The 18861-nt window shown below is 61.4% G+C and carries 15 protein-coding genes and 2 pseudogenes; 10 read left to right on the top strand and 7 right to left on the bottom strand.

What is annotated here, in order from left to right:
- The first annotated feature begins 108 nt into the window (after positions 1-108).
- The 5 genes from AC0L37_RS11945 (at position 109) to AC0L37_RS11925 (ending at position 6005) form a co-directional block, all read left to right on the top strand.
- Entirely contained in the window at positions 109-1038 is a 930-nt protein-coding gene (locus AC0L37_RS11945) for an ABC transporter permease (RefSeq protein WP_212658530.1), read from the top strand.
- Entirely contained in the window at positions 1035-2219 is a 1185-nt protein-coding gene (locus tag AC0L37_RS11940) for an ABC transporter permease (RefSeq protein ID WP_473312978.1), read from the top strand. Before AC0L37_RS11945 ends, AC0L37_RS11940 begins: the two co-directional genes overlap by 4 nt.
- A complete protein-coding gene (locus AC0L37_RS11935) occupies positions 2216-3235 on the top strand; it encodes an ABC transporter ATP-binding protein (protein WP_282221029.1) in 1020 nt (339 codons plus the stop codon). Before AC0L37_RS11940 ends, AC0L37_RS11935 begins: the two co-directional genes overlap by 4 nt.
- Before the next feature lie 136 nt (positions 3236-3371).
- Positions 3372-4364 (top strand): ABC transporter ATP-binding protein, encoded by a 993-nt coding sequence (locus AC0L37_RS11930; RefSeq protein WP_282221030.1) that lies wholly within the window; start codon positions 3372-3374, stop codon positions 4362-4364.
- Between the two features lie 60 nt (positions 4365-4424).
- Positions 4425-6005 carry a peptide ABC transporter substrate-binding protein gene (locus AC0L37_RS11925; RefSeq protein WP_282221031.1) on the top strand — a complete coding sequence of 527 codons (1581 nt, stop codon included), beginning with the start codon at positions 4425-4427 and terminating at the stop codon, positions 6003-6005.
- 228 nt (positions 6006-6233) lie between these two features.
- Here the strand turns inward: AC0L37_RS11925 and AC0L37_RS11920 are convergent, their stop codons facing one another.
- Positions 6234-6701: an Lrp/AsnC family transcriptional regulator gene (locus AC0L37_RS11920; protein ID WP_212658525.1), complete on the bottom strand. Its 468-nt coding sequence runs from the start codon at positions 6699-6701 to the stop codon at positions 6234-6236.
- A gap of 199 nt (positions 6702-6900) precedes the next feature.
- Here AC0L37_RS11920 and putA point away from each other — a divergent pair.
- The 4 genes and pseudogenes from putA (at position 6901) to AC0L37_RS11900 (ending at position 12841) form a co-directional block, all read left to right on the top strand.
- Positions 6901-10306, top strand: a pseudogene (putA, locus tag AC0L37_RS11915) (bifunctional proline dehydrogenase/L-glutamate gamma-semialdehyde dehydrogenase PutA).
- A 260-nt stretch (positions 10307-10566) separates the two neighbouring features.
- Positions 10567-11364 (top strand): PAS domain-containing protein, encoded by a 798-nt coding sequence (locus AC0L37_RS11910; RefSeq protein WP_473312974.1) that lies wholly within the window; start codon positions 10567-10569, stop codon positions 11362-11364.
- A 31-nt stretch (positions 11365-11395) separates the two neighbouring features.
- Positions 11396-12052, top strand: a complete 657-nt coding sequence (locus tag AC0L37_RS11905) for a sensor histidine kinase (protein ID WP_348984694.1) — start codon at positions 11396-11398, stop codon at positions 12050-12052.
- Between the two features lie 144 nt (positions 12053-12196).
- Complete coding sequence (locus tag AC0L37_RS11900) at positions 12197-12841, top strand: CC0125/CC1285 family lipoprotein (protein WP_473312971.1); 645 nt, start codon at positions 12197-12199, stop codon at positions 12839-12841.
- Here AC0L37_RS11900 and AC0L37_RS11895 read toward each other — a convergent pair.
- Positions 12741-13436 carry a helix-turn-helix transcriptional regulator gene (locus AC0L37_RS11895; RefSeq protein WP_473312969.1) on the bottom strand — a complete coding sequence of 232 codons (696 nt, stop codon included), beginning with the start codon at positions 13434-13436 and terminating at the stop codon, positions 12741-12743. The genes AC0L37_RS11900 and AC0L37_RS11895 overlap by 101 nt on opposite strands.
- 210 nt (positions 13437-13646) lie before the next feature.
- Between AC0L37_RS11895 and AC0L37_RS11890 the strand changes: the two genes are divergently transcribed.
- A complete protein-coding gene (locus AC0L37_RS11890; protein ID WP_282221034.1) occupies positions 13647-14603 on the top strand; it encodes an alpha/beta fold hydrolase in 957 nt (318 codons plus the stop codon).
- Positions 14604-14670: 67 nt separating this feature from the next.
- On the opposite strand, the gene AC0L37_RS11885 is transcribed toward AC0L37_RS11890, so the two are convergent.
- The 5 genes and pseudogenes from AC0L37_RS11885 to AC0L37_RS11865 all read right to left on the bottom strand — a co-directional run bounded on the left by AC0L37_RS11885 (position 14671) and on the right by AC0L37_RS11865 (position 18711).
- A complete protein-coding gene (locus tag AC0L37_RS11885; RefSeq protein ID WP_282221035.1) occupies positions 14671-15162 on the bottom strand; it encodes a GAF domain-containing protein in 492 nt (163 codons plus the stop codon).
- 76 nt (positions 15163-15238) lie between these two features.
- Complete coding sequence (locus tag AC0L37_RS11880) at positions 15239-15982, bottom strand: ABC transporter ATP-binding protein (protein WP_282221036.1); 744 nt, start codon at positions 15980-15982, stop codon at positions 15239-15241.
- A complete protein-coding gene (locus AC0L37_RS11875; protein WP_269368406.1) occupies positions 15979-16812 on the bottom strand; it encodes an ABC transporter ATP-binding protein in 834 nt (277 codons plus the stop codon). Before AC0L37_RS11875 ends, AC0L37_RS11880 begins: the two co-directional genes overlap by 4 nt.
- A pseudogene (locus AC0L37_RS11870) lies at positions 16812-17710 on the bottom strand (ABC transporter permease). The gene AC0L37_RS11875 and the pseudogene AC0L37_RS11870 overlap by 1 nt, the downstream one beginning before the upstream one ends.
- Positions 17710-18711 carry an ABC transporter permease gene (locus AC0L37_RS11865; RefSeq protein ID WP_282222982.1) on the bottom strand — a complete coding sequence of 334 codons (1002 nt, stop codon included), beginning with the start codon at positions 18709-18711 and terminating at the stop codon, positions 17710-17712. Before AC0L37_RS11865 ends, AC0L37_RS11870 begins: the two are co-directional and overlap by 1 nt.
- Positions 18712-18861 lie beyond the last annotated feature (150 nt).

Genomic DNA, 18861 nt, shown 5'->3' with positions numbered 1-18861 from the left:
CCGCGAAGGCGCTTGCAGTAAAATTTTTTGGTGCTGCAATACAAATTATGTTGAGCCCATTGCGTATCGCCGGTCTGCCGTCTTCAGCACCCCTTGGGTGTGTCTGATATGCCGGGCTTTCTCCTTCAACGTTTGGGCATGATGCTGGTCACCCTTTGGGCCATCGTCACCCTGACCTTTTTCCTGATGCATGCCGTGCCCGGTGGGCCATTCGTGTCCGAGCGTATGCTGGCGCCCGAAATTGCCGCCGCGCTCAACGCCAAATATGGCCTCGATCAACCTATCTGGGTGCAATACCTGAACTATCTTCAGGGCGTGCTCAGCTTTGATCTGGGGCCCTCGTTCAAATACCCGGGCGTGTCGGTCAACACCATGATCGCCAATGGCCTGCCGGTTACGATGCAGACGGGCCTGCTGGCCATCATCTGCGTCATCGCCCTGGGCATTCCGCTGGGCATCATCGCCGCGCTTAACCGCAATAAGTGGCCCGATACCGTTGTGATGATGATCGCCACCATTGGCGTGGCCATCCCCAGCTATGTCATCGCCACCGTCACTCTCTACATCTTCGCCTTGCGTCTGGGCTGGGTGCCCACCTTCGGGCTTGATGACTGGCGCGGCTATTTCCTGCCGGTCTTTGCCCTGTCGGGGTTCTGGATCTCGTTTGTTGCTCGCCTGACGCGCTCCTCGCTGCTCGAAACCTTCGAGCAGGATTACATGACCACCGCGCGTGCCAAGGGCCTGCGTCCCGGCCAGGTGCTGTTTAAGCATGGCCTGCGCAATTCGCTGGTGCCGGTTGTCACCGTGCTGGGTCCGGTCGTCGCCAATCTGATCACCGGCAGTTTCGTCATCGAGCAGATTTTTGCGCTGCCCGGCATCGGCCGGCAGTTCGTGCTCTCGATCACCAATCGCGATTATACCGCCATTATGGGCATCACCATCTTCTACGCCGCCGCGCTCATGGTGATGATCCTGATCGTTGACCTGCTCTATGCCGTGCTCGACCCGCGCATCAAACTGTCCAAGGCCGCAGCATGACCGATCAGCCACACACCATTGCCCCGCACATGTGGGAAAAGCTGGGGCCGGGCGATGCCGAGGCAGCCATTTCTGCGCCCAGCCTGACCTATTGGCAGGATGCCCGCCGCCGCCTCTGGGCCAACAAGCCCGCGGTGATCGCGCTTGGCTTCATCATCGCCCTGATCCTTGGCGCCATTTTCGGCCCCTTGTTCAGTCCCTTCAGCTATTTCGAGCAGAACCTCAAGCTGGCCAATATTCCGCCAGCCTTTGAAACCTACGCCATTGATGACGGGCAGGGGGGCGCAACCCGCTTCTTCCTCAACGCCTCCAATTTCAACCTCTATGAAGTCGACGCCGAAGGCCATGTTCTCGGCCTCATTCGCGGTGGCCGCAAGGACATGAAGAAGAAGGCCCAGCCCTTCACCTTCGGCGATACCGATATCAGTCTCGACTATTCCAGCCTGCCGCCCAGGATCGTCAGTGTCGATGGCGACACCATCACGCCATCGGGCTGGTCTTGGAACCGCACCTATCTGTTTGGCACCGACCAATTGGGCCGCGATGTGCTGGTGCGTCAGCTTTATGGTGCCCGCATTTCTCTGACCGTCGCCTTTGTCGCGACGCTGGTGAACTTCTTCATCGGCATCTTCTATGGCGGTCTGTCCGGTTATATCGGTGGCAAGACCGATGCGGTGATGATGCGCATCGTCGAAATCATCTCCACCATTCCGCTGACCCTCTATGTCGTGTTGCTCATGGTGGTTTTCGACTCTGGGCTCTATTCCATCATCATCGCCATTGGATCGGTGTTCTGGGTGGATATGGCCCGCATCGTGCGCGGCCAGATACTCAGCCTCAAGAGCCAGGACTACGTCGCTGCCGCCCGCACCATGGGCGCCGGCACATCGCGCATCCTGACCAAGCACCTGCTGCCCAACTCCATCGGGCCCATCATCGTCACCCTGACCATGCTGATCCCCTCGGCCATCTTTATCGAAAGCTTCATGAGCTTCATCGGCCTGGGCGTTACCCCGCCATTGGCCAGCTGGGGTACGCTGACTTCCGAGGCCGTCGAAACCATGCGCGCCTATCCGCATCAGCTCTTCTTCCCTGCCGCCGCCATCTCCCTGACCATGTTCGCCTTCAATTTCCTGGGCGATGGTCTGCGCGACGCGCTTGATCCAAGATTCCGCAAATGAGTGTTCCGCAAACGGGTGAACCCGTCCTCTCCGTCCGCGATCTGAAAACCTCCTTCTTTTCCCAGCGCGGCGAAGTGCAGGCCGTGCGCGGTGTCAGCTTCGATGTCTATCCTGGCGAAATCCTCGGCATTGTCGGTGAATCCGGCTCGGGCAAATCCATCACCTGCATGTCCGTTCTCCGCCTGCTCAAGGCATCGGGACGTGTCATCGGTGGTGCCGTCGATTTTGACGGCAAGGATCTGATGCAGCTAGATGAAGCCGATCTGCGCGACATTCGCGGCAATCGCATCGGCATGATCTTTCAGGATCCCATGACCAGCCTCAATCCCACCCTTAGCGTGGGCGAGCAGGTCATCGAAACCATTCTGCGCCATCGTCAGGCCAGTCGCGCCGAGGCCCGCGCCCGCGCCATTGAACTCTTCGAACTGGTGCGCATCCCCTCGGCGGCCGAACGCCTCAAATCCTACCCGCACGAATTTTCCGGCGGCATGCGCCAGCGCGTCATGATTGCCATCGCCCTCGCTTGCGACCCAAAGCTCCTGATTGCCGACGAACCCACCACCGCCCTCGATGTCACTATCCAGCGCCAGATCCTGGGTCTGCTCCGCGATCTGCAACAGCGGCTGGGCATGGCTGTCATCTTGATCACCCATGATCTGGGTGTCATCGCCGAAGTCACCGATCGTATCGTGGTCATGTATGGCGGTCTGGTAATGGAAACCGGCCCGGTCCGGCCCATCTTTGCCACCCCGCGCCATCCGTACACTCAAGGCCTGCTGGCGTCGGTCCCTGATCTGCGTGACGACAGCCACCAGCGCCTCACCCCCATTCCCGGCGCCCCGCCCGATATGGCCCATCCGCCCGCCGGCTGCCCCTTCACCGCCCGCTGTCCGCACGCCATGGCTCAATGTCAGGCCGAACTGCCGCCCCTGTTCGGTGAGGCCCAGGCCGCCCGCTGCTGGCTCCACCACCCCAACGCCCCCTGCGTCCCCGGCGTCAACGAGGTGGCCGCATGACCGTTTCAGTTGCCAACAACGCGATGCAACACCTCCCCCTTGATGGGGGAGGCCGGGAGGGGGTGTCCTCCCCGCACACTAGGTCCGTGGGATCACGAGGTCGGGTTCGCCCAAAAGCAGCAATAGGGGCCGCCCAATGACCGAAGCCCCACTCGTCTCCATCCGCAATCTGAAAAAACATTTCACCGTCGGTCGCAAGCTGTTCGGCCCCAAGCCGATCCTGCGCGCCGTCGATGGCGTCGATCTCGATATCAGGCGTGGCGAAACTCTCGGCCTGGTCGGAGAGTCTGGCTGCGGCAAGTCCACACTCGCCCGCACCCTGATCCGCCTCTACCAGCCCAGCTCGGGCGAAATGGTATTTGACGGTCAGGACATCGCCAACCTCTCCGAGCGCGACCTCACTCCGTTCCGGCGTCGCGTGCAGATGATCTTTCAGGATCCCTACGCCTCGCTCAATGGCCGCATGACCGTGCGTGACCTGATCGCCGAGCCCTTGGAAATTGCCAGGATCGGTACGCCCGAAAGCCGCACAGCCAGGGTGATGGATCTGCTCGCGCGCGTCGGCCTGCATCCCGATCATGCCAATCGCTTTGCCCATGAGTTCTCCGGTGGACAGCGCCAGCGCATCGGCATCGCCCGCGCCATCGCGCTTGAGCCCGAACTGGTCATCTGCGACGAACCCATTTCGGCACTCGACGTCTCGGTGCAGGCCCAGGTCGTCAACATGCTTGAAGACCTGCAGGACCAACTCGGCCTGACCTATCTGTTCATCACCCATGATCTGAGCATGGTGCGCCACATCTCGGACCGCATCGGCGTGATGTATCTGGGCAAGATCGTTGAGCTGGCCTCCAATACCGATCTCTATGCGCGTCCCAGCCACCCCTATACCCAGGCGCTGCTGGCCTCCATTCCCGTGCCCGATCCGACGGCGACCCGCCCGGCCGATCCGGTGCGCGGCGAAATTCCCAGCCCCATGGCCATTCCCAGTGGCTGCCGTTTCCGTACCCGTTGCCCGCTCGCCACAGAGCTGTGCGTCGGTCAGGAACCCGAACTCAGAGACATTGGCGGGGGGCACCTTGCCGCCTGCCACTACGCCGGTGATGCGGCCACGCCAAAGGCAGCCTAAGCTGCCCTCAAGATAACCAATGGACAGGGAGGAGACCCTGCCCGAAAAAGGAGAGAAAGCATGACCAAGCACTTTCTGCCACTGCTCACAGCGGCATTCCTTGCTTCCACTGCCGGCGCCTTCGCCGCTGGTGAACTGACCTATGTGGTCAACAATGAATCCGCCAAATACGATCCCGGCACCACGGCTGAAACCTTTGCCGCGCCCATCATCGGCAATACCTTTGAAGGCCTGGTCCGCTTCGATGCCGATAGCAATATCGTACCCGCTCTTGCCGAGAGCTGGGACGTCTCCGAAGACGGCCTCACCTACACCTTCAACCTGCGCGACGCCAACTGGTCAGACGGCAAGCCCGTCACCGCGGGTGACTTCGTCTACGCCTGGGACCGCGTGCTCAACCCTGCGACCGGCGCGATGAACGCAGCCATGCTCTATTCCATCGTTGGCGCCGAAGAGGCCTACAATGCTGATGGCGTCGGCGACATTGCCATCTCGGCTCCCGACGACAAGACGCTGACCTTCACTCTCAAGGCCCGCGTCCCCTACATGATGCAGCTTTTGACCTACACCACCTTCTTCCCCGTCCGTCAGGACGTTGTTGAAGCCGATCCAGAAGGCTGGACGCGTGATCCAGCGACCTTCATCGGCACCGGTCCTTTCCGCGTCACCGAGTTCAATCAGGGCGAGTCAGTCGTGTTTGAAAAGAACCCCGAATATTACGACGCTGATGCCGTCAGCCTCGACAAGCTGACCTTCCGTCTCATCCCAGATCCCGCAACGGCTCTGGCTGCCATGGAAGCTGGTGATGTCGATGGCATCGAATCTGTTCCGGCTCCGGAAATTCCCCGCCTCTCGGTTGAATCTGACGCCTTCATGGTCGTTCCGGCCCTCGGCACCACCTACGCCTTCTTCAACACCCATCAGGCCCCACTTGATAATCTCAAGGTTCGCGAAGCCCTCTCAATGGCGATCGATCGCGAAGAGATCGTTGAGTTCGTGCTGCAGTCTGCTGACATTCCCGCCCTTGGCCTGGTGCCTCCCGGCATGACCATTGCCGGCGAAGAATTCACCGATGGCCGCGATACCTTCGGTCTGGGCGAAGCCGCCGAGATCGAAGCAGCCCAGGCCATGCTGGCCGAAGCGGGTTACCCCGATGGCGAAGGTTTCCCCGAAACCCTGTTCGTGACCTATTCTTCCCCGCCAATCGAAAAGCTGCTCGAAGCCATCCAGCAGATGTGGAAGCAGAACCTCAACATTGACGTCAATATCCAGGCGTCCGAATGGCAGGTCTATTACCCTGAAGTGCAGAAGGTCGAGTACCAGATCGCCCAGATGGGTTGGGGCGCTGACTATCCGCATCCCATGACGTTCCTCGACAACTTCGTCACCGGTAGCCCCAACAATCTGGGCAACTGGTCCAACGCCGATTACGACGCTGCCATCGCAGCGGCCAAGGCCACGGGCGACGAAGCGGAATCGCTAGCCGAGATGCGCAAGGCCGAAGCCATTCTGATGAATGACCACGCCATCCTGCCGCAGTATCACCGCAACAACTACATGATGATGAGCCCTGAAGTGACCGGCTTCTGGCGCTCGACATTGAACGTCCCATACTTCCGCGACGCCCAGATCGCTGAGTAGGACGAGCTGCTAAAAATGACTTGGGGCGCCTCGCGAGAGGTGCCCCTTTTAGGAACCTCCTAGGCGCTGCCTCATCCCATTCTGCCTCCATCATCAAGGGGAGGTGGGCTCCACTCTTGGGCACAATCGTGGCTCACACACTAAACGGCACCTCCCCCTTGATGGGGGAGGCTGGGAGGGGGATATTACAGGGCCGAGATCATGGAGAGCCTGCCGCGTGAGGAGCGACTACTCCTCGTCCCCCTTCACCGCCTCCATCGACACATGCGTGCTGGTATGGGCCACATGTGGCAGCGCCGAAATGCGTTCGCCCAGCACCTCGCGATAGCCGGCAATATCCTTGGTGCGCACCTTGAGCAGGTAGTCAAAGCTCGAAGCGATCATATGGGCTTGTTCCACCTCGGGAATTGCCCGCACCGCCTTGTTGAAGGCATTCAGCGCTGCCTTGCGCGTGTCGCTCAGTTTCACCTCGACAAACGCCACATGCGGCAGTCCCAGCCGTCGCGGATCGATCACCGCGCGATAGCCCAGAATATAGCCCGCCTTCTCCAGCCGGGTGATCCGCGCCTGACAGGGCGTCTTGCTCAAATTCACCCGACGGCTCAACTCGGCAACACTGATCCGGCCGTCTTGCGCCAGAATATCCAGGATATGGCGGTCGATCTGGTCCAGAGTCTCGTAGGTCACAGTTTTCATGGGCGATTGTCCTGCTGATCGACGGCACTTTACATCAGCGCTGCCCCTCCGGCTATGCAAATAGGCGAAAGGCCTGATCGAGTTGTGTCACTCTCGGTCTCATAATCAGCGGGCTTTTGCATCTATCACCGTGTCATCCCGGCGCAGGCCGCGATCCATCTGAGACATGCTCGCCGCGCTTCACTGCGGAGACATCAGCATGACCCAGTCCAGCCCCATTGCGGCCATCGCCGTTGCCCGCCAGTCGCTGCGCGCGCTCAATCTTGCCGATGAAACGCTGCTGGTCCGCCAGCTTATCGCTGACACCCGGCTTGATGATGCGGCCCGCGCCGCCATTTCGACCCGCGCCGAAAAACTGGTCACCACGGTGCGCAAGGGCAATCGCCTGGGCCTGATGGAATCCTTCCTCTCCGAATATGGCCTGGCCACCGATGAGGGCGTGGCGCTGATGTCGCTGGCCGAAGCGCTCCTGCGCGTCCCCGATTCCGAAACCGTTGATGAACTGATCCACGACAAGGTCGGTGGCTCCAACTGGACCGGGCATTTCGGCGCTTCCTCCAATCATCTGGTCAATTTCTCCTCGCTGGCGCTCAGCCTCACTGCCGAGGTGCTGGGCGATCCGGAAGTGGCGCCCCGGTCGGCATTCCACCGCGCCGTGGCGCGTCTGGGCGAGCCGGTAATCCGCACCGCAGTGGGGCAGGCCATGCGCCTGCTCGGCAGCCAGTTCGTGTTCGGCCGCAGCATTGAGGAAGCCGTCACCCGCGCCAAAAAGCAGGAATCCAACGGCTACACCTATTCCTATGACATGCTGGGCGAAGCCGCCCGCACCAGCGCCGATGCCGCTCGCTATTTCGACGCCTATGCCAATGCCATCGCCCGCCTGGCGCCCAATGCCAAACCCGGCGGCGTGCGCGACAATCCCGGCATATCGGTCAAGCTTTCGGCGCTGCACCCGCGCTATGAGTTCGCGCAACGCGACCGCGTCATGACCGAACTGGTTGATCTGACTCGTAAATTGGCTGTTGCCGCCAGGAACGCCAATATCGGTTTCAACATCGATGCCGAAGAAGCCGACCGGCTCGATCTGTCGCTCGACATCATTGCTGAAGTCCTCGCTACACCCGAACTGGCGGGCTGGGATGGCTTTGGTGTGGTTGTGCAGGCCTATGGCAAGCGCGTCCTGCCGCTGATCGACTGGCTCGATGCCACCGCCAGGGCGCTTGATCGCCGCATCATGGTGCGACTGGTCAAGGGCGCCTATTGGGACGCCGAGATCAAGCGCGCCCAGGTCCAGGGTCTGCCCGACTACCCGGTCTTTACCCGCAAGGCCTCAACCGACATCAGCTATATCGCCGCAGCGCGCAAACTGTTTGCCGCCAAGAATATCTATCCCCAGTTCGCCACCCACAACGCCCATACCGCTGCCGCCGTGCTGCATCTGGCCGAGGAAATCGGGCAGGGCACCGATACCTTCGAATTCCAGCGTCTGCATGGCATGGGGGAACGGCTGCAGGATGTGCTGCGCACCACTGCGGGCACCCGCACCCGCATCTATGCCCCCGTCGGTGCCCACAAGGATTTGCTGGCCTATCTGGTTCGCCGCCTGCTTGAAAACGGGGCCAATGGCTCTTTTGTCTATCAGATTGCCGATGAGGACATTCCGGCCGCCGCCGTTGCCGAAGACCCCATTGCCAAGACACTGGCGCTGGGCGATGCCATCCCCAACCCCGTCATTCCCGCGCCATCGGCCATTTTTGGCGAGCGCGTCAATTCGGCTGGCCTTGATCTGACCGACCCCGTCGCCTTCCCGGCCATGCAGACCGCCCGCGATGCCTTCGCGACCACCAAATGGCACGCGACCCCGCTGACCGCGCCCCTGCGCAAAGAGGCCGGGACGCCTGTGAACATGATCAACCCGGCCAGACACACCGACACCATCGGCAGCGTCACCGATGCCACCACCGATGACGTCGCCGCCGCCATCGATGCTGCAGTCGCCGCCAACTGGTCCCAGACCCCTGTGGGCATCCGCACTGCCGCCCTGCGCACCGCGGCTGACCTCTACGAAACCCACAGCGCCGAATTGTTCGCCCTGCTGGCCCGCGAGGCCGGCAAGTCCTGGGCCGACGCGATTGCCGAGGTGCGCGAAGCCGTCGACTTCCTGCGTTACTATGCCGAACAGGCCGAACTGCTGCCGCTGGCCAGCGCCCGCGGCCCCATTGCCGCCATCTCGCCCTGGAACTTCCCGTTGGCCATTTTCACCGGCCAGATCGCAGCTGCTTTGGTTGCCGGCAATCCTGTGCTGGCCAAGCCCGCCCTGCAAACCCCGCTAATCGCCTTCCGCGCGGTCCAGCTGCTGCATGAGGCCGGCATTCCGGCCGATGCGCTGCAATTGCTTCCCGGTGCGGGTGAGGTGGGCACCGCACTCACCTCCAACCCGGCCATTGCCGGCGTGGTCTTTACCGGCTCGCTGCCCACCGCGCGCCGTATTGATCGGGCCATGGCGACCCATCTGCCTGCCACCGCGCCGCTTGTGGCGGAAACGGGTGGCCTTAATGCCATGATCGTCGACTCCACGGCACTGCCCGAACAGGCCGTGCGCGACATCATCGCATCGGCCTTCCAGTCGGCCGGCCAGCGCTGTTCGGCGCTGCGCATTCTCTACCTGCAGGAAGATGCTGCCGAACGCACCATCGAGATGCTCAAGGGCGCCATGGACGAGCTGACGCTGGGCGATCCCTGGACGCTTGCCAACGATATAGGTCCCGTCATCGACGAGCCCGCTCGGGCAAAAATTCAAGCGCACATCGACACTTACACCAAGGCGGGCAAGTTGATTCATCACTTGAAGGCACCGGTCGGCGGCACCTATGTCGCGCCTGCCGTGCTCAAGGTGAACGGCATTGCTGAGATCGCCGAAGAAATCTTCGGGCCGGTGCTGCATATCGCCACCTTCAAGGCAGACCAGATCGATGCAGTCATCGCCGACATCAACGCCTCGGGCTATGGCCTGACCTTCGGTATGCACACCCGCATCTCCTCGCGCGTCACGGCCGTGTCCCGTGCCGTCCGGGCCGGCAATATCTATATCAACCGCAATCAGATCGGTGCCGTGGTTGGCTCCCAGCCTTTCGGTGGCGAAGGGCTCTCGGGCACCGGGCCCAAGGCGGGCGGGCCGCACTATGTGCAGCGCTTCACCACGGCGCCGGGCCCCACCGATAGCGCCCCCGTGGTGCTGCCGGGCCCGACCGGAGAGAGCAACATCATGCATTCTGGCTCCGCGCGGTCGCGTGCTTTGCCTGGGCCCCACTCCGGCCGATCAGCAGGCCCAGGCCGTCATCTGCGCCAGCCTGGGCAATACTGCCCTTCTGGCCGAGCTTGATCTTGAAGGCCTGCGTGACAGCGACAGCTTCGATGCCGTCGCCTATTTCGCTGAGGACCCCGATCTGGGCCGTATTCGCATCGCACTGAGCGAACGCGAGGGCGCCCTCATTCCGCTGCTGACTTCTCCTGACGATGCCAGCCGCCTGCTGCTCGAACGCCATGTGTGTATCGACACCACGGCCGCTGGCGGCAATGCCTCACTCATGTCCCAGGCAGGCTGACCTCAACTCGAGCGCACCGCTCCCTGAAAGGGAGGGGTGCGCATGACGATTGTCAGGCCGCGTCCTCACATTTTGGCGGCGGCGCGTGGAAGCACTTCAGTGCGCGAGCCCCTCTTTTATTGGCAAAATCTGGGGGTGCCAGCCCCATAGCGGCGCCTTGACGACTTTTTTGATATGACGAGGATGAACTCGGCGCATATCAAATGCGTTGGTTGATTTGGCGATGCTGGGATTTCCCTGCTGCAGACAAGGGGAATTCCATGACCAACACCAATGAAGAGCGGCGGATTGAGTTCGAAATTCAGCGCGAGGGTCGCGGTGGAACGGACCCGTTCGCCGCTGCCGTGCGCGCCACGCGCATGCCCATGCTGATCACCGATCCGCGCCAGCCAGACAACCCGATCGTGTTCGTGAATGACGCCTTCGCCAGACTGACGGGCTACTCACGCGAGGAAACACTGGGGCGCAATTGCCGGTTTCTGCAGGGGGCAGGCACCAATGCACAGGACGTCACGCGGATGCGTGAGGCAATCGCGCGTCGTGTGCCCATTGAGCTGGATCTGCTGAACTACCGCAAGGACGGCACCACCTTCTGGAACCGGCTGCTGGTATCGCCCGTCTTCAATGAAGGCGAACTCAGTTTCTATTTCGCATCGCAGTTCGACATCACGCCAGAGCGTGAGAGGCTGGTCCGTGTCGCCCAGGACCGCGACGCTCTGGAGGGCGAGGTATCGCGCCGCGTAAGCGATCTGACCGCGTCCGAGGACCGGTTGAGATCCACGCTTGCAGCCGGCCGACTGGGGGCCTGGACCCTTGATCTAAGCGAGCAGAGGCTCGTCGCGTCAGGTCCATGCAAGGCCAATTTCGGCCGCGAGGCCTCGGACACCTTCACCTATCAGGACCTGCTGGCGGCCATTCTGCTCGAAGACATCGAACACTGGCGCCATGCCTTCCAGCAGGCTCTGGCAGGCAGTGGTGATCTGGAAGTCGATTACCGAATTCGTACCCCGTCTGGCGAACTGCGCTGGATCGAGGTTCGCGCGCAGACCTCGCTTTGATGCTGACGGTAAACCCATCTCGATGGCTGGCGTGTCGCAGGACATTACAGCCAGAAAGCAGGCGGAAAACCACCGAGACCTGCTCACCAAGGAAATGAGCCACCGCGTAAAGAACACCTTGGCCACCGTTCAGTCCATTGTCGGACAGTCCCTGCGCAGTGCCGATGTCTCCCCCGACGTAGCCAGCACCATCACGCAGCGCCTCCAGGCACTCGCCGGCGCGCACGATGTGCTGACCGATCGCGGTTGGGCACAGGCGCGCCTCGCCGACATCGTCGCCTCAGCCACCGCGCCTTTCGATAGTGGTGGGTCCACGCGCATCCATGCGGGCGGTGACGAAGTCGAAGTCTCCTCGCGTGCGGCAACAGCCATTGCGCTTGCCATGCATGAGCTGGCGACCAATGCGGTTAAGTACGGCGCACTGTCCAGCGATACCGGTGATGTCACCATCAACTGGACAATTGATGGCGGCAAGTTCGAGTTGGTCTGGACCGAGAGCGGCGGGCCACCCGTCGCCAGTCCCACGCGGCGCGGCTTTGGATCGCGCATGATCGAGCGCGTCCTGTCAGCAAGCATCCAAGGCAATGCCGAAATCGACTATCGCGCAGCCGGTATCGTTGCGGTACTTCGGACCGATCTGGAACACCTTATTGAGCCCACCAGCGCCGAAAGGGGCCGTGACTACTGATCCCGTGCGAGCCGCACTGGCTCTGCGCGCACTTTGGCTAATCACGGAATGTCTATCGGAAAAATCCTGACTACTGCCAAACGCACGATGCCCTAAACATGCCGGTCGGTTTCGAGCAGCGAAGCCACCAGTTTGGAGCAGCACGTGTATTTTCCAGTTTCTAAGGCAGTCGCCGTTTTTCTGGTCGCCCTGGCCACCAGCGCTTGCGCGACAACATATGGCCCCATGAGTGGCGATGGCGGCTACACCGATCTGCGCGTCTCCGAGTTTGTCCATCGCATCAACGTTCGGGGCAATGAAAACACCACGCGCGAAATGGTGCAGAATTTCGCGCTGTTGCGCGCATCAGAACTGACACTTGCCAGCGGACGCGATCGCTTCGTGATTTTGGGCGAAGACATCGCAACGTCCTCGGCATTCAAGAGCTCCGGCGGCAGCGCGGCCACGAGTGACGGCTGGTTCGGTGGCACATCGACCAAATACGAGGCGCCCCAGATTGATACGATCACCAAGGCCGGCGGCACCATGGTCATTGAAATTGTCGCCAAGGATGACCCGCGTCATGCATCCGCCTACGACGCCGGGCTGATCGACCGCCAGTTGCGCCCCGAACTCGAGCGGAACTGGTGGCAGTGGAACCAGCTACAAGACGCGCGTCCGGTGCTGCCCCGTCTTCTTGCGCGCCCAGTCAGGCTTGGCGCGGCTGACCGCGGACGGGAGACACGCCATCGTCAAAGGGCACAAATCGGCGCCGGAAAGATGTCTCCGCGACAACTTCCGGGCTGCTGATCCGGTCCATGCGGAAATGCCGGAAGTCATCCCGCACGGGATCCCACGCCACCAGATACCAAAGGGGTGGCAGGATCAGCATGGCTTGCGGCTCGACCCGCCGGCTGGTGATCGCCCCTTTCGCATCGCGGTACTGAAACCGCAGGTGTAGCTGTTCCAGAAATGCAGTCTCGAATGCAGGCAACAGGTCCGGGTCGATCTCGCCCAGATCCGAAATGTTCACCTGTGGCGAGAGGGGCCCGACATACAGGCAATCAAGAAACCGCCGCAGGTCGCGCACCTTGTCGGGGGGCAGGGCCTTCTCGAGCTTGGCGAGCCCGGCATCTGCCAGCCCCAGAAACGGCAGGCCACCAGCGGCCCGCATTGACGCAACGCTGATGAGCAACGCAAAGACCTCGGCCACCGACAGGCGGGCTGTGGTCTGAACCGATTGCGCATCAAGTTGCAGGCCGCCCCCACGACCGGGTTCGGAATGGATGACGAAGCCCTCATCACGCAGTGCGCTGATATCGCGCAAAACCGTGCGTCTGGATGCGCCGACCTGCGCCGCCAGTTCGGCGATTGTCGAGGTTCCGTTGCGGCGAAGGCTGCGCACGATGGCGTCTAATCGGTGACGTAAGTTCATATCGCCAGGTTACGCTTCAATGGTGCCAGAATTTGGCACCATTGGATTTTAGGCAGGCGCTGTACACCTCAGCAAGGAGAATTTGAAATTGCAGCGCACATCCATAGCCCTCTGCAGCAAGCATCATCTCGGGCACAACGCGACCTCTGACCAATCCCGCAAAGGGCAGGGAGGCGCACAATGATTAGTCAGAGCCAGTTCCCCACGCCCACCCTGATTTCGGTCAACGGTGTTGAGCTCGAAGTCTTTGAAGCAGGGCGCGAAAATGCGGGCCGACCGATAGTGCTGTGTCACGGCTGGCCAGAGCATGCATTTTCCTGGCGGCATCAGGTGCCCGCCCTCGTCGCGGCTGGCTACCATGTCATCGTCCCCAATCAGCGCGGCTACGGCAACTCATCGCGTCCAGGCGCCGTCACCGACTATGACATCGAACACCTGACCGGTGATCTCGTCGGGCTTCTCGATCACTACCGATATCAGGATGCCACCTTTGTCGGTCATGACTGGGGTTCAATGGTCGTCTGGGGGCTAGCCTTGTTGCATCCGGGCCGAGTGAAGCGGTTGATAAACCTCAGCGTCCCCTATCAGGAACGTTGGGAAAAGCCCTGGGTCGAGATGATGGAAACCATCTTTGGCGGCGATTTCTATTTCGTTCATTTCAACCGGCAGCCAGGCGTTGCTGACGCCGTACTCGACCAGAACACCTCCCGGTTCCTGCGCAATCTCTACCGCAAGAACCAGCCGCCCATGGCGCCAGAACCCGGCATGATGATAATCAATCTCGCCCGACAGGAAACGCCCCCCGGCGAACCGGTCATGAGCGATAGCGAACTGGCCGTGTTTGTGTCCGCCTTTGAAGCGTCAGGGTTCACGGGCAGTATCAACTGGTACCGAAACCTTGATCGCAACTGGCACCTCTTGGCCGATGCGAACCCGATCATCCAGCAACCCGCGCTGATGATCTATGGCGATCAGGATCCGGTCGCGAAGTCGGAAAACTTGTCGGACTTCGTGCCCAATGTGGAGGTCGTCAATCTCGATTGCGGCCATTGGATCCAGCAGGAAAAGCCGCAGGAAACCAACCAGACCATACTAAACTGGCTGGAGCGGCAGGAAGCCAAGGCATCTCTGCAGTAGAGCCGAGCACAAACAAAACAGCCCGCAGCATGTGCCGCGGGCTTGTTCATTCCAGATGCAGCAAGACCTATCGGGCAGCGACCAGTGCTGCCAGCTTGGCGGGCACGGCGAGCACGTCGTGGATCAGCTGTACGCGCTCAGGGGTGTAATAGCCGTCTTCGTGCAACATGTTGACCGTGCCAATCAGTTCGCCGCCGATCACGACTGGCATATTGACCACGCTTTGGCAGCCCAGCGAGTCGATCAGCTCATAGTCGGGGAATACCTTGGCGATGTCGGCAATGGTATTGGCGACGAAATACTGCCGCTGCTTGTGCACGATGTCGAACCAGCTGTCATAACGGATCGGCTTGGTGCCGGAGCCGGGATAGTTCGTCGGATCGCTGGTATAGGCACGACGCGCCAGCTCGGCGGTCATGTCCACGGTCATGAAGGTGAACAGCTTGGTGCCCACAGTGGCCTCGGTCAGCCTCTGCAGCGCCTTGAAAGCAGCCTCGGCACCCTTGGCTTCGGAAATCGCCGCATCAAACGTGGCAATGGCAGCAGAATAGTCAGTCATCAATATCGTCCTTGGGTCGTAAAATTCGTGCCCCGCACGTCGCGCATATTGCTGGGGGCGGGGGAGGCGGGTGTCGTCAGGCGGTCACGCGCCCCTCTGTCGCCGCCAGCAATTCCAGCGAATAGGGCTCCACCAGCGCGCCGTGCTTGAGCTGGGCCACATCGGCCACCTCGACGATCCGGCCATGCCGCATCACCGCCAGGCGGTCGCACAGAAAACTCACCACCGGCAGATTATGAGTCACCACCAGATAGGTCAGGCCCTGTTCGGCCCGCAATCGCTTGAGCAGGTTGAGAATTTCTGCCTGTACGGACACATCCAGCGCCGAGGTGGGCTCGTCCAGCAGCAGCACCTTGGGCTCCAGCATCAGCGCCCGGGCAATCGCCACGCGCTGCCGCTGCCCGCCCGAGAGCTGGTGCGGAAAGCGGAACCGGAAGCGCCGGTCCAGCCCCACCTGGGTAAGTACCTGTTCCACCCGCGCATCGCGATCGCCAATGCCGTGAATGGTCAGTGGCTCGCTCAGCGTGGCGTCAATGGTTTTGCGCGGATGCAGCGAGCCATAGGGGTCCTGAAACACCATCTGCACCTGCCGCGCCACAGTGCGATCCACGCCGTGGCTGCGCGGGGCATCCAACACCTCGATCTGGCCGGTCCACTCGGATGCCAGCCCGGCAATAGCCCGCAAAATGGTCGACTTGCCCGAGCCGCTCTCACCCACCAGCGCGAAGCTCTCGCCCTCGGCAATGTCCAGGCTCACCCCATGCACCACCTTGGTGTCGCCGTAGGAAATATCGAGATTGTCCAGTCTGATCGCGCTCATGTGCCCGCCCATTGGCTGCGGTCGAGCACCGGTAGCTCGTCACGGTTCTCATTGATTGTCGGCATCGCTGCCAGCAGGCCGCGGGTATAGGGATGCTGCGCCTGATCGAGCTGCCCTGCCGCACATTCCTCCACGACCGTGCCCGCATTCATCACCAGAATGCGGTCGCAATAGCGGCTGACCAGATTGAGGTCGTGGCTGATCAGGATCAGGCCCATCCCTTTACGCGTCACAAGGTCGTCAATGATATCAAGCACCTGCGCCTGAACACTCACATCGAGCGCCGAGGTCGGCTCATCGGCAATCAGCAGTTCGGGCTCAGGGATCAGCATCATGGCGATCATCACCCGCTGCCCCATGCCGCCCGAAACCTCATGCGGATACAGCCCCGCCACGCGCTTGGGATCATTGATCCGCACCGCCTCGAGCATGGCCAGAATGCGCTCATCGACTTCGCGCCGGCTCAGTTTCTCATGCGTCACCAGCGCTTCGGCGATCTGCTCGCCCACCGTCATCACCGGGTTCAGCGAGAATTTTGGGTCCTGCATCACCATCGAAATGCGCGCGCCGCGAATGGACCGCATCTGCTTTTCGCTCTGGGTGCGAATGTCGATCCCGTCAAATTCCAGTCGGTCAGCCGTCACCAGCCCCGGCTTGCGGATCAGTTTGAGGATCGCACGCCCGGTCATCGACTTGCCCGAGCCGCTTTCGCCAACAATGCCCAGCCGCTCGCGGCCCAGCTCAAACGAAATGCCCTTGACCACTTCGACCCGGCCGCGATGGGTGGGAAAGCTTACCCGCAGATTTTCAACGCTCAGCATCGGCGCCATCACTTGCCCTCATTCTTGGGATCGAGCACGTCACGCAACCCGTCGCCGAGGAAGCAGAAGCCCAGGCTGACAATGATGATGGCAAAGCCCGGCATGGTCGCTACCCACCACTGATCGAGAATGAAGGTGCGCCCGCGCGAGATCATCGCGCCCCATTCGGGCAGCGGTGGCTGTGCGCCCAGCCCGATAAACCCAAGCCCGGCAGCAGTCAAAATCACCCCGGCCATGTCCAGCGTCACCCGGATGATCATCGAGCTCGTGCACAACGGAAGCACATGCTGCACGATCACCCGCATGGGTGAGGCGCCCTGCAGCTGCACCGCCGCGATGAATTCCGAATTGCGGATGGTCAGTGTCTCAGCCCGGGCGATACGCGCATAGGCAGGCCACGCGGTAATGGCGATGGCGATAATGGCATTGTTGATGCCCGGTCCAAGCGCTGCCACAAAGGCCAGCGCCAGGATCAGCTTGGGCATCGACAAAAAGATATCGGTGAACCCCATCAGCAGCCGGTCGGTCCAGCCGCCGAAATAGCCCGCCACAGCACCCACCAGCAGCCCCAGCGGTGCCGAGATCAGCGCCACCAGTCCGACGATTGTCAGCGTGATCTGGCTGCCCCAGATCACCCGTGAAAAGATATCGCGACCCAGCTCATCGGTACCCATCAGATGCACGGAGGAGGGGGCTGCAGCCGGTTTCCCAGATCCTGCCCAATGGCAGAATAGGGCGCCAGCCACGGTGCAAAGATTGCCGTGAAGATCAGCACCATGATGATGATCCCGCCCAGCACCGACAGCGGATTGCGCAACAGCGCGGTAAACACCCGATAGGCCCGTCCCGCGTTGGCCTGCAGCCGCGAGGTCGGGGAGTCTTCGAGCAGCCAGTCTCTGGTGGTCATCAGCGGGCCCTCGGGTCGAGGACGCGATACAGCACGTCCGAAATCTTGTTGATGAAGATGAACACCGCGCCGATCACCAGCGTCGAGCCGAGCACGGCATTCATGTCGGCATTGAGCAGCGCCGTGGTCAGGTAATTGCCGATCCCCGGCCACGAAAACACGGTCTCGATCATCACTGAGCCCTCCAGCAGCCCGGCATAGCTCAGCCCGATCACGGTAATCAGCGGTACGCGGATCGGATTGAACGCATGGCGCCAGATCACCACGCGCTCAGGCACACCCTTGACCCGTGCGGTGGTCACAAATTCCTGGCTGAGCTGGTCCAGCATGAAGCTGCGCGTCATGCGGGCAATATAGGCCAGGCTGAAAAAGCCCAGCACCGATGCGGGCAAAATCAGATGGGTAATGGCGTTCCAGAAGATATCGATCTCGCCAGCCAGCAGGCTGTCCACCAGCAACAGGCCGGTTACCGGGCTGACCAGTCCGTCATAGAAAATGTCGAGCCGGCCCGGCCCGCCAACCCAGCGCAGTCGCGCATAAAACAGCGCGAGGCCCACCAGCCCCAGCCAGAAGGCGGGCATGGAATAGCCCAGCAGGCCCACCACGCGAATGATCTGGTCGATGATCGAGCCCTGACGACTCGCCGCGATAACGCCCAGCGGCACACCGACCAGCACGCCGATCATGATGCCGATAGTGGCCATTTCCAGCGTTGCCGGGAAGAACCGGCTCAGATCCTCGACCACGCTGCGCCCGGTGCTGACCGATTGGCCCAGATCGCCCGAGAACACATTGACCACATAGTGGAAGAACTGGATCACCAGCGGCTGGTCCAGCCCCATGGCCGTGCGCGCTGCGGCATAGACCTCATTGCTCGCCCGGTCACCCACCACCGCCAGCACCGGATCGATCGGGATCACCCGGCCGATAAAGAAGGTGATGGCCAACAGGCCCAGAAAGGTGAGGAAAACCGTCGCGATAAAGCCGCCAATGGCGACCAGACGACGGCTCCAGCGACGGCGGGTGGCAAATGCGCTACCCTCGGCAATGGTGATTTGCGGATCCAAACTCAAGCGAACATCCTCTTGAGAAAACAAGGCGTTACGCCCGCAGAATGAATCTTCTGCAGATCGTGAACACCTTCACATTTC

This window comes from Devosia sp. J2-20 (genome assembly GCF_055808475.1).
This window is presented reverse-complemented; position numbering and strand designations above follow the sequence as displayed.

Coding starts and splice junctions, on each gene's coding strand:
- AC0L37_RS11935 (WP_282221029.1), top strand. CDS start 2,216: ATGAGTGTTCCGCAAACGGGTGAACCCGTCCTCTCCGTCCGCGATCTG.
- AC0L37_RS11940 (WP_473312978.1), top strand. CDS start 1,035: ATGACCGATCAGCCACACACCATTGCCCCGCACATGTGGGAAAAGCTG.
- AC0L37_RS11920 (WP_212658525.1), bottom strand. CDS start 6,701: ATGAAAACTGTGACCTACGAGACTCTGGACCAGATCGACCGCCATATC.
- AC0L37_RS11925 (WP_282221031.1), top strand. CDS start 4,425: ATGACCAAGCACTTTCTGCCACTGCTCACAGCGGCATTCCTTGCTTCC.
- AC0L37_RS11910 (WP_473312974.1), top strand. CDS start 10,567: ATGACCAACACCAATGAAGAGCGGCGGATTGAGTTCGAAATTCAGCGC.
- AC0L37_RS11880 (WP_282221036.1), bottom strand. CDS start 15,982: ATGAGCGCGATCAGACTGGACAATCTCGATATTTCCTACGGCGACACC.
- AC0L37_RS11875 (WP_269368406.1), bottom strand. CDS start 16,812: ATGGCGCCGATGCTGAGCGTTGAAAATCTGCGGGTAAGCTTTCCCACC.
- AC0L37_RS11890 (WP_282221034.1), top strand. CDS start 13,647: ATGATTAGTCAGAGCCAGTTCCCCACGCCCACCCTGATTTCGGTCAAC.
- AC0L37_RS11945 (WP_212658530.1), top strand. CDS start 109: ATGCCGGGCTTTCTCCTTCAACGTTTGGGCATGATGCTGGTCACCCTT.
- AC0L37_RS11885 (WP_282221035.1), bottom strand. CDS start 15,162: ATGACTGACTATTCTGCTGCCATTGCCACGTTTGATGCGGCGATTTCC.
- AC0L37_RS11930 (WP_282221030.1), top strand. CDS start 3,372: ATGACCGAAGCCCCACTCGTCTCCATCCGCAATCTGAAAAAACATTTC.